The sequence below is a fragment of the Streptomyces pimonensis genome (assembly GCF_041380215.1).
GTDB lineage: Bacteria > Actinomycetota > Actinomycetes > Streptomycetales > Streptomycetaceae > Streptomyces > Streptomyces pimonensis.
Map to the genome: position 1 here is coordinate 182908 of NZ_JAHWZY010000002.1, position 10429 is coordinate 193336.

Here is a 10429-nt window from a genome sequence, read left to right on the forward strand (position 1 = left end):
TGAGACTGGGACTGGTGGAGGACGAACCGGGGAGGTGCCGGGTGATGCCGGAGCCGTCGCAGGACGCCGAGCGGGCGAGGGCGCCGCTCCCCTTCGGGGTGGCCGAGGTGACCGGGCCGTCCATGGTGCCCACGCTGCACCACGGGGACCGGCTCCTGGTGCACTACGGCGCTCGGGTCAGACGCGGGGACGTGATCGTGCTGCGTCATCCGTTCCAGCAGGACCTGCTCGTCGTCAAGCGGGCCGCCGAGCGGCGCGCGGGCGGCTGGTGGGTGCTCGGGGACAACGCGTTCGCGGGCGGCGACAGCACCGACTACGGGGTGGTGCCCGACGAGTTGGTGCTCGGCCGGGTCCGGTTCCGTTACCGGCCGCGCGGCTCCGGGCGGCGTTCGCCGCTGGCAGTGGTGGGCTGGGCGCTGACGTCGGCCCGGCCCGTGTTCTCCGGCCGGCCGGCCTCCAGGCGTTTGCGGGCGCGGTAGGCGGCCACGTTGGCGCGGGTGGCGCAGCGGTCGGAGCAGTAGCGGCGGGAGCGGTTGGTGGAGGTGTCCAGGTAGGCGTTGCGGCAGGGCGACGCCTCGCACAGGCCGAGGCGGTCCACGCCGTACTCGGTGAGGTGGAAGGCCAGGCCCATCGCGGCGATGGCGGCGTAGCCGGCGGTGGCGTTGGACGGGTGGTGGGCCAGGTGCATGTGCCACAGCGGGCGGCCGTCGTCGTCGCGGAAGTCGTGACCGGAGATCTGCGGGCTGACCGGGAACTCCAGCAGCAGTGAGTTCAGCAGGTCGACGGCGAGGGTCTCGTCGCCGCCGTCCGCCGCCTCGAAGACCGAGCGGAGCCTGGCCCGGACCGAGCGGAACCGCGTCACGTCGGCGTCGGTGGTGCGCCGGGCCGCCGACTGGCTGGTGCCGAACAGGTCCCGGACGGCCTCGACCGAGGTCAGCGTGTCCTTCCCCCGGGCCGGTTCCTCGGTGTTGACGAGGCGCACGGCGTAGTCCGAGTAATAGGCCAGTTCCACTTGTAGTCCTTACGCAGGGGCTCTATCGTCAGGAGCGCGGTCTTGTAATGGACGATCGCGTATCCAGGGTATTACGGGACGTATATGAGGAAGGCGCTCGATGACGGACGCGGACACCACCACGGCCACCGCGGACTGGCGGGCCTGGCAGGAGAGCTGGGACCGGCAGCAGGAGTGGTACATGCCGGACCGCGAGGAACGCTTCCGGGTCATGCTCGACATGGTGGAGGCCCTCGTCGGCACCTCGCCGCGCGTGCTCGACCTCGCCTGCGGCACCGGCAGCATCACGGCCAGGCTGTTCGACCGGTTCCCGGACGCCACCAGCACCGGCGTCGACCTGGACCCGGCGCTGCTCGCCATCGCGGAGGGCACGTTCCAGGGGGACGGGCGGGTCTCCTTCGTGACGGCCGACCTCAAGGACCCCGAGTGGCCGGCGAAACTGCCGTACGACTCCTACGACGCCGTGCTGACCGCGACCGCCCTCCACTGGCTGCACCAGGAACCCCTCGCGGGCCTCTACGGGCAGATCGCGGGGCTCGTCCGCGACGGCGGTGTCTTCATGAACGCGGACCACATGATCGACGACACGACGCCCCGGATCAACGCGGCCGAGCGCGCCCTGCGCCACGCCCGTATGGACCGGGCCAAGCGGGACGGCGCCCTCGACTGGGCCCGGTGGTGGCAGCTCGCCGCCGAGGACCCGGTCCTCGCCGGACCGACGGCCCGCCGGTTCGAGATCTACGGCGAGCACGCCGACGGGGACATGCCGCCGGTCGCCTGGCACGCGCGCGTGCTGCGCGAGAAGGGGTTCGGCGAGGCGCGGCCGGTGTGGTGCTCGCCGTCGGACACCCTGCTGCTGGCGCTGAAGTAGCCGGAGGGGAACGCGAAGGGGCGGTACGGCCGGTCCGTACCGCCCCTTCGCGTGTCCGCTCAGAGCACCTTGGACAGGAACGCCTTCGTGCGCTCGTGCTGCGGGTCGGTCAGGACGTCGCGCGGATTGCCCGACTCGACCACCACACCGCCGTCCATGAAGACCAGGCTGTCGCCCACCTCGCGGGCGAAGCCCATCTCGTGGGTGACGACGACCATCGTCATACCGGACTCGGCGAGATCGCGCATGACGTCGAGGACGTCACCGACCAGTTCCGGGTCGAGCGCCGAGGTCGGCTCGTCGAAGAGCATCAGCTTGGGGTCCATGGCGAGCGCGCGGGCGATCGCCACGCGCTGCTGCTGGCCGCCGGAGAGCTGCGAGGGGTAGTTCCCCGCCTTGTCGCCGAGGCCCACGCGCTCCAGGAGCTGCATCGCGCGCTCCCTGGCCTGCCCCTTGCTCACGCCCTTGACCTGGACCGGCGCCTCCATGACGTTCTCGACGGCCGTCATGTGCGGGAACAGGTTGAAGCGCTGGAAGACCATGCCGATGTCCCGGCGCTTCAGGGCGACCTCGTTGTCCTTGAGCTCGTACAGCCTGTCGCCCCTCTGGCGGTAGCCGACCAGCTCCCCGTCGACGTACAGACGTCCGGCGTTGATCTTCTCGAGGTGGTTGATACACCTGAGGAAGGTGGACTTGCCGGAGCCGGAGGGGCCGATGAGGCAGAACACCTCGCCGGACCTCACCTCCAGGTCGATGCCCTTGAGGACCTCGACGGAACCGAAGGACTTGTGGACGCCCTCCGCCTTGACCATCGCGTTCGTCATGCCGTGACCCCCTTGCGGCTGGAGAAGGACGTCAGGTGGGCGCGGACCTTCTGCCACGGGGTGGGTGGCAGCTGACGGCTCGATCCACGGGCGTAGTACCGCTCGACGTAGTACTGGCCCACGCTGAGCACGGAGGTGAGGATCAGGTACCAGGCCGCCGCGAGGAACAGCATCTCGACCGTGGCGCCCGAGGTCGTGCCGATGTCCTGGGCGTAGCGCAGGAGCTCGTAGTACTGGACCGCCGCGACGAGCGAGGTGGTCTTCAGCATGTTGATGACCTCGTTGCCCGTGGGCGGCACGATCACGCGCATCGCCTGCGGGACGACGATCCGGCGCAGCGTCTTGGAGTGGCTCATGCCGAGCGCGTGGGCGGCCTCGGTCTGGCCCTCGTCGACGGCCAGCAGACCGGCGCGGCAGATCTCCGCCATGTACGCGGCCTCGTTCAGGCCGAGGCCGAGCAGCGCCGTCAGGAACGGCGTCATGAACTGGGCCCACTCGTCCTTGTAGACCGGGCCGAGGTTGACGTACTCGAAGACGAAGCCCAGGTTGAACCAGACGAACAGCTGGACCAGCACCGGGGTGCCGCGGAAGAACCAGATGTAGAACCAGGCGATCGACGAGGTCACCGGGTTCTTGGACAGCCGCATCACGGCCAGCAGGAGGCCGCCGACGATGCCGATGACCATCGAGAGGAAGGTCAGCCAGAGCGTCTCGCGGACACCGGTGAGGATGCGGTCGTTGAAGAAGTAGTCGGGGATCGCGCCCCAGTTGATGTCGCCGTTCGCGAAGGCCCAGACGAGCGCGAAGAAGATCGCGAGGGCGAGAACGGCTGAGACGTAGCGGCCGTAGTGCCGGACCGGAACGGCCTTGATGGCCTCCGGTCCGGCCGGCGGGGTGCTCGCCGGCCCGTCCGTCTTCTTGATGTCAGCAGTCACGGATCTTGCCTTTCAGCGCCGCGGGTGCGGTCACTTGCCGCCGTTGATGGTGGCTTCCTTCACGGCGCCCTCCGTGACGCCCCACTTCTCCAGGACCTTCTGGTAGTCGCCGTTCTCGATGACCGCGTCGAGCGCGGCCTTGAGGGCGTCCCGCAGCTCGGTGTCGTCCTTGGCGACCGCGATGCCGTACGGGGCGGCGTCGACCTGCTCGCCGACGAGCTGGAAGTCCTTGCCGCCGCCGGAGGTCTTCACGGCGTACGCGGCGACCGGGAAGTCGGAGGAACCGGCGTCGGCGCCGCCCGCGCGCAGACGGGTCTGGGCCTGCTGGTCGTTGTCGTAGGACTCGATGGCGATGGTCCTGCCCGCCGGGCACTTCTCCGCCTCGGCCTTGGCCAGGTCGTGCGAGACCGTGCCGCGCTGGACGACCAGCTTCTTGCCGCACAGGTCGGCCCAGGTCTTGATGCCCTGGTCGTCGCCCTTCTTGGTGTAGATCGAGACACCCGCGGTGAAGTAGTCGACGAAGTCGACGCCCTCGCCGACCTTCTTTCCGGTCTCGGAGTCGACGCCCTCCTGGCGGGCCTTGGTGTCGGTCATGGCGGACATGGCGATGTCGTACCGGTTCGAGCGCAGGCCGCCGAGCAGCGTGTCGAAGGTGCCGTTCTCGAACTCGAACTTCACGCCGAGCTGCTTGCCCATGGCGTCCGCGAGGTCCGGGTCGATACCGACGGTCTTGCCGGAACCGTCCTTGAACTCGACCGGGGCGTACGCGATGTCCGATCCCACCTTGATGACGCCCGCCTTGCGGATGTCGGCCGGGAGCCTGTCGGCGAGAGGCGCGGTGGACGAGTCCGCGGTGCTGCTGTCGCTGCCCTTGTCGGTCTGGTCGCCGCAACCGGTGAGAAGCAGTGCGCCTGCGACCGCGATCGCGCCGGCCGCCGCAAGACGGGAGCGCGCGGCGGTGGTACGACGGGTGGTGCTTGCGGTCATGGTGGGTTCCTCCGGCGGATGGGTGGAGATGCCGATGGGTGGGCCGCTGCCGACGGGTATCGGCAGCGCCGCAGGCCGACGAGAACACACGTCTTCGAGTGTCGCGACCTCGTGCGATTACGGCATCCTGCCATTTGGACGGAGCTGTTCAGGGGGCTCGCGATGTCAAAATCGGATAACGGGCGACGCCCGAACCGCACCACTCCTGGACATCTGGCCGGACAGTCTGTGGAAATCATCTGCTCAGGCCGGAAAATCTCCGGCGTATCTCGGGATGCGGACTCGCGCATCGTGGTTTTTGCCGTGGTTGTGGGTTTGCTCCTACTTCTTCTCGGCCTTGTCCTGATATCGAGCGACAGTGCGAGCTCCGGCATGTGACCTTCGCGTTATGGACTCGTCGCCGACGGCGTCCGTCCGGTAAGAAGGTTCTTTACACCCCTCATCCGGGGAGCAGGGCGTGTGTGCGGCGCGCCCGTCGTGTTCGGCCCGTACGTATCAACCCTCCGGGCCTTGCGCGGTCCCGCCCACCCCTCACCAGGAGTGGCAACCCTCAAACCATGAACACTTAAGGGGTAAAACCAAGTGGCAGCGGAGATTGTCAATCCTCGCAGCGACAGCGAAAGCCGGAACGGTCGTACAGGGCAGGACGACGGGGCCGAGCCCCTCGATTCCTTCGACCCGGCGTTCGCGCTGCACCGCGGCGGCAAGATGGCCGTGCAGGCCACCGTGCCGATCCGTGACAAGGACGATCTGTCCCTGGCTTACACGCCCGGCGTCGCGAAGGTCTGCAGCGCGATCGCCGAGCAGCCGGACCTCGTCCACGACTACACGTGGAAGTCGCAGGTCGTCGCCGTCGTGACGGACGGCACGGCCGTGCTGGGGCTCGGTGACATCGGGCCCGAGGCCTCCCTGCCGGTAATGGAGGGCAAGGCCATCCTCTTCAAGCAGTTCGGCGGCGTGGACGCCGTTCCGATCGCCCTGAGCTGCACCGACGTGGACGAGATCGTCGAGACCGTGGTCCGGCTCGCCCCGTCCTTCGGCGGGGTGAACCTGGAGGACATCTCCGCGCCCCGCTGCTTCGAGATCGAGAAGCGGCTGCAGGAGCGGCTGGACATCCCGGTCTTCCACGACGACCAGCACGGCACGGCGGTCGTGACGCTGGCCGCGCTGCGGAACGCCGCGCGGCTGAGCGGCCGTGCCCTCGGCGATCTGCGCGCCGTGATCTCGGGTGCGGGCGCCGCGGGTGTGGCGATCGCCAAGATGCTGGTCGAGGCCGGTGTCGGCGACGTCGCCGTGGCCGACCGCAAGGGCGTCGTGTCACGGGACCGCGAGGACCTCACGCCGATCAAGGCGGAGCTGGCGTCGTTCACCAACAAGGCCGGCCTCTCGGGGTCGCTGGAGTCGGCGCTGGCCGGCGCCGACGTCTTCATCGGCGTCTCCGGCGGCACGGTGCCGGAGACGGCGGTGGCGTCGATGGCCGGGGGCGCGTTCGTCTTCGCCATGGCCAACCCCGACCCGGAGGTGCACCCGGAGGTCGCGCACCGGTACGCGGCGGTCGTGGCCACCGGACGGTCGGACTTCCCGAACCAGATCAACAACGTGCTGGCGTTCCCCGGGATCTTCGCGGGGGCGCTGCAGGTGCGGGCCTCCCGGATCACCGAGGGGATGAAGCTGGCGGCGGCCGAGGCGCTGGCCTCGGTGGTCGGCGACGATCTCGCCGCCGACTACGTCATCCCGTCCCCGTTCGACGAGCGGGTCGCCCCCGCGGTGACGGCGGCGGTGGCCGCGGCCGCCCGGGCGGAGGGCGTCGCCCGCCGCTGAGGCGCGTGGAGCGCCGGCCGGCCCCGTCCCCGGGCGGGACGGGGCCGATGTCTTCCTCCGGGGGCTTGGGCCGTCCGGGCGGCGGGTCCCGCCGGGTGGCAAGAGGGCGTGTCTCACAGCCGGGCCTGGTTCCTTCGGCGGGGCGGGGAACCTATCGTCAAGGTCATGTTTGCCGTCTACGCCGCCCGAATCGACCGCGACCAGCCGCTCGCGGGTCTGGAGTCGGGGGAGCGCCCCGCCCCCGAGTCCCGGCCCGGCTGGAGCACCGTCACGGTCAGGGCCGCCTCCCTCAACCATCATGACCTCTGGTCCCTGCGGGGCGTGGGCCTCGCGGAGGACAAGCTGCCGATGATCCTCGGCTGCGACGCCGCCGGCGTCGACCAGGACGGCAACGAGGTCGTCCTGCACTCCGTGATCGGCCAGAGCGGACACGGGGTCGGCCCCGAGGAGCCCCGGTCCATCCTGACCGAGCGCTACCAGGGCACGTTCGCCGAGCAGGTCGCCGTGCCCACCTGGAACGTCCTGCCCAAGCCGAAGGAGCTCTCCTTCGAGGAGGCCGCCTGTCTGCCGACCGCCTGGCTGACCGCGTACCGGATGCTGTTCACCAACGCCGGGGTGCGGCCCGGGGATGCCGTGCTGGTGCAGGGGGCCGGTGGCGGCGTCGCCACCGCCGCGATCGTGCTCGGCAGAGCGGCGGGGCTGCGGGTCTTCGCCACCAGCCGGGACGAGGCCAAGCGGAAGCGGGCGCTGGAGCTCGGGGCCGTGGACGCCGTGGAGCCGGGGGCGCGGCTGCCGCAGCGGGTCGACGCGGTGATCGAGACCGTGGGGGCCGCCACCTGGTCCCACTCGGTGAAGTCGCTGCGGCCCGGCGGCACGCTGGTGATCTCCGGCGCCACCAGCGGTGACCGCCCCTCGCACGCCGAGCTGACCCGGATCTTCTTCCTGGAGCTCAAGGTCGTCGGGTCGACCATGGGGACCAAGGACGAGCTGGAGGACCTGCTCTCCTTCTGCGCCGCCACCGGTGTACGTCCCGTCATCGACGAGGCGCTGCCCATGGACCGGGCGCGGGAGGGCTTCGAACGGATGGAGTCCGGGGGTCAGTTCGGCAAGATCGTGCTCACTAATCCCTGAGGGGCGAAGTCCGCCTCGACGGCCGGTCCGGGCCCGTCGGGGTGGGAGCTCAGAGGGCTCAGGTTCGGTCCGGGTGGGCCGGGCCTGGGGGACGGTCGGGCTCCGCCGGGCCCGGTACGTCCTCACCGGGCCAGGAGCTCCGCGGGGCAGGTGGCTCGGAGGGGCCCGGCCCGGTTCGGGGCAGGTCGGTCGTGGGGCCACGGTCGGGTCCGGCGCGTCTCTGCCGGGCTCCTCGGAGGCTCGCGGGGGCGGGTGAGTCCAGGCGGCGTGTCGGTCTGGTGGTGTCAGGTCGGGTCAGGGGACCTACTGCTTCGGCGTGCGCAGTATCGCCCCGATGTGGGCCGCCGCCGTGGACAGATGGCGGCGGGCGTCGCGGAGCTGGTCGGTCGTGACTCCGTGGTCGCGGGCCGCGTCACGGATGTCGTCCCGGAAACGGTCCAGCAGGCGGTCCAGATCGCGGGCCGGGTCACCGGTGGAGTCCGAGGCGTCCTCGTGGGCCCAGGACGGGGTGTAATCGGCGGGGAAGTCCTCGGGGGTCCGGGAGTACGACGGCTCCGAAACCTTGCCGGAGGCCCCCGCACCGGTGCGGCCGAAGGTGAAGTCCTTGCCGAAACCGCCCATCTCCTTGGCCAGTTCACCGAGGCCCTCCCGCAGGCCCGTCGGCCAGTCGCCCCGGGCGAAGTGGCCCTGCACCTGTTCCTGGACCTGGCGCACGATGCGCTGCACCTCCTCCTGCGCCCTGTCCTGGGCCTCCTTGGCCTGGCGACGGGCGCGCTGGGCCTCCTCGCGGGAGCGGCGGCTCTCGTCCTTGGCACGGCGGGCCTGCTCCTTCCACTCCTGCTTGGCGCGGCGCATCTCCTCCTTGGCCGCCTGCCAGGCGTCCTTGTTGCCGAAGACCCCGAAGTCGCCGAAGAGGCCCTCCTCTTCGGCCCCGCCGGTACGGCTCTGGCGGGCCTTGCCGGCCGCGTCCCGCATCTCGCGGCGCAGGTCGCCCGCCGCGCCGCTGACGTCGGCCCGGATCTCGGCGGCCAGCTCGGCGACCGACTCCCGGATCTCCAGCTCCAGATCGGCCAGTTCGCCGCTGCGGTCGGCCAGTTCGGCGCGGCCGGCGTCCGTGATGGAGTACACCTTGCGGCCGCCTTCGGTGGTGTGGGTGACCAGTCCCTCCGCCTCCAGCTTGGCCAGCCGCGGGTAGACCGTGCCTGCCGACGGCGCGTACAGCCCCTGGAAACGCTCCTCCAGAAGGCGGATCACCTCGTAGCCGTGACGCGGGGCCTCGTCCAGCAGCTTCAGCAGGTAGAGACGGAGGCGTCCGTGGGCGAAGACGGGAGGCATGTCAGAGCACCTTCTTGTCGGTCGTACCGGCATTGTTCCCCGAGCCGCCCTGCGGTTCGGGTCCGTCCTCCCCGGCCGGGCGGCGCAGCAGGGCGATGGAGCCGGAGACGGTGGTGGCGCGCAGCGTGCCGCTGCCCGCGCCCAGGCGGCCGGTGAGCTTGTGGGCGCCCCACTGACCCTGTACCCGGAGGCCGTCGAAGGCGTTGGAGATCGCGCCGCTCGCGGTGTTGGCCTCCACCTCGGCGTCCGCCGGATACGGCAGCCGGACGGCGATCTCACCCGAGACGCTGGTCAGCCTGACGTCGGCGGGGCCGTCGGGATCGAGGTCGACGATCATGGATCCGCCGACCGTGTCCGCCCGCACGGAGGAGCCGGAGCCCTCGACGACGGTGAGGTCGCCGGAGACGGAGACGAAACGGAGGTCGCCGGTGACGGACTGGGCCTCCACGTTCCCGGACACGGTCTCCGCGCGGACCGGGCCGGAGAGGGCGACCAGGGCGGTGTCGCCGGCGACGCCCTTCACCGCGGCGGGGCCCCGGATGCCGGAGATCACGGCTCCGGCACCGACCACGCCCACCTCGACCCGGGTCCGGGCCGGGACCGCCAGGGAGACCACCGCGCTGCGGCACCAGCCCTTGCGGTCCAGCCACTTGAGGAAGCCCTTCCAGGGGAGGTCGTCGTAGGCCACCGTGAGGGTGCCGTCCTTCTGGGTGACCACCAGAGGCGGTCCCTCGATCTCGGAGACCTGGAGGTGGGCGGGGCCTTCGTCGAGGCCCACGATGTTCACGGCGCCGTTGACGATGCGGACGTGCAGGTCGCTCACGGGGGTGTCGAAGGTGAGCTTCGTGGGCTCCGCGACGGACCACTCGGGCATGGGGGACCTCCTGGGAACGCAGCGGCCGACAACGACGCGGCATATCGCGTCTTACGTGATTCACGATATATCGCGGCAGGGGAAAGTCAAGGCACTCGTTCCGGTGATCGGCCTTTCGCGGCGTGGTCGAAGTACGCCGATGCGCCGGCGCGGAGCGGGGGAGGGTTCGCGCGATCCGGCGTTCACGGGTGCCCCGCGCTGGTGCGGACCGGGGGCGCGGCCCGGTGCTTGCGGGGCGCCTCCTCCGCTCTCGGCTTCACTCGAGTGGGAGGCCCCCGCCGCCCCCCGCCACCGCACGTGCCGCCCTGCGGCACGGGCGCCCGCGGATCGCGGGGGCGGTGGCAGAGACAGCCTGCGGCCTGCGCCTGTGGCTGGCGCGGCGGGCGACTGGCGGCAGGCGCGGCGGTTGACGGCGCAGGGGCGGGTGTGGCGGGGGCGGGGACGCCGCCCCGTGGGGTGTTACTCGTCGTCCTCGTCGTCCAGGCGGGCCAGCCAGGTGGCCAGGCGTTCCACCGGGACCTCGAAGTCGGGGTTGAGGTCGACGAACGTGCGCAGCTGCTCGGCCAGCCACTCGAAGGTGACCTCCTCCTCCCCGCGCCGCTTCTCCAGTTCCTCGATGCCACGGTCCGTGAAGTACAT

At 70.8% G+C, this 10429-nt stretch carries 11 protein-coding genes; 4 read left to right on the forward strand and 7 right to left on the reverse strand.

Annotated elements, in window-relative coordinates; genetic code table 11:
• Window positions 1-44 precede the first annotated feature (44 nt).
• On the forward strand, window positions 45-479 hold the full coding sequence (sodX, locus tag KYY02_RS03400) for a nickel-type superoxide dismutase maturation protease (RefSeq protein ID WP_371235876.1): 435 nt from the start codon (window positions 45-47) through the stop codon (window positions 477-479).
• Here the strand turns inward: sodX and KYY02_RS03405 are convergent.
• Window positions 362-1012, reverse strand: coding sequence for a CGNR zinc finger domain-containing protein (locus KYY02_RS03405; protein WP_371235877.1), 651 nt, complete (start codon window positions 1010-1012; stop codon window positions 362-364). The two genes, sodX and KYY02_RS03405, sit on opposite strands and share 118 nt — an antisense overlap.
• A gap of 100 nt (window positions 1013-1112) precedes the next feature.
• On the opposite strand from KYY02_RS03405, the gene KYY02_RS03410 reads away from it, so the two are divergent.
• Window positions 1113-1883, forward strand: coding sequence for a class I SAM-dependent methyltransferase (locus KYY02_RS03410; protein ID WP_371235878.1), 771 nt, complete (start codon window positions 1113-1115; stop codon window positions 1881-1883).
• 59 nt (window positions 1884-1942) lie between these two features.
• Here the strand turns inward: KYY02_RS03410 and KYY02_RS03415 are convergent, their stop codons facing one another.
• Genes KYY02_RS03415 through KYY02_RS03425 form a run of 3 tightly spaced genes read right to left on the reverse strand, consistent with a single transcriptional unit; the run spans window position 1943 to window position 4629 of the window.
• Window positions 1943-2707: an amino acid ABC transporter ATP-binding protein gene (locus KYY02_RS03415; RefSeq protein WP_371235879.1), complete on the reverse strand. Its 765-nt coding sequence runs from the start codon at window positions 2705-2707 to the stop codon at window positions 1943-1945.
• Entirely contained in the window at window positions 2704-3642 is a 939-nt protein-coding gene (locus KYY02_RS03420; protein ID WP_371235880.1) for an amino acid ABC transporter permease, read from the reverse strand. The genes KYY02_RS03415 and KYY02_RS03420 overlap by 4 nt, the downstream gene beginning before the upstream one ends.
• Window positions 3643-3672: 30 nt before the next feature.
• Window positions 3673-4629, reverse strand: coding sequence for an ABC transporter substrate-binding protein (locus tag KYY02_RS03425; protein WP_371235881.1), 957 nt, complete (start codon window positions 4627-4629; stop codon window positions 3673-3675).
• A 582-nt stretch (window positions 4630-5211) separates the two neighbouring features.
• On the opposite strand from KYY02_RS03425, the gene KYY02_RS03430 reads away from it, so the two are divergent.
• Complete coding sequence (locus KYY02_RS03430) at window positions 5212-6450, forward strand: NAD(P)-dependent malic enzyme (RefSeq protein WP_371235882.1); 1239 nt, start codon at window positions 5212-5214, stop codon at window positions 6448-6450.
• Window positions 6451-6615: 165 nt separating this feature from the next.
• Window positions 6616-7581 (forward strand): zinc-binding dehydrogenase, encoded by a 966-nt coding sequence (locus KYY02_RS03435; protein WP_371235883.1) that lies wholly within the window; start codon window positions 6616-6618, stop codon window positions 7579-7581.
• A 303-nt stretch (window positions 7582-7884) separates the two neighbouring features.
• Here KYY02_RS03435 and KYY02_RS03440 read toward each other — a convergent pair whose 3' ends face one another.
• The 3 genes from KYY02_RS03440 to KYY02_RS03450 form a co-directional block, all read right to left on the reverse strand.
• Window positions 7885-8916 (reverse strand): helix-turn-helix transcriptional regulator, encoded by a 1032-nt coding sequence (locus tag KYY02_RS03440; protein WP_371235884.1) that lies wholly within the window; start codon window positions 8914-8916, stop codon window positions 7885-7887.
• 1 nt (window position 8917) lies between these two features.
• On the reverse strand, window positions 8918-9790 hold the full coding sequence (locus tag KYY02_RS03445; RefSeq protein WP_371235885.1) for a DUF4097 family beta strand repeat-containing protein: 873 nt from the start codon (window positions 9788-9790) through the stop codon (window positions 8918-8920).
• A 459-nt stretch (window positions 9791-10249) separates the two neighbouring features.
• Window positions 10250-10429, reverse strand: a complete 180-nt coding sequence (locus tag KYY02_RS03450; RefSeq protein WP_003992906.1) for a DUF6104 family protein — start codon at window positions 10427-10429, stop codon at window positions 10250-10252.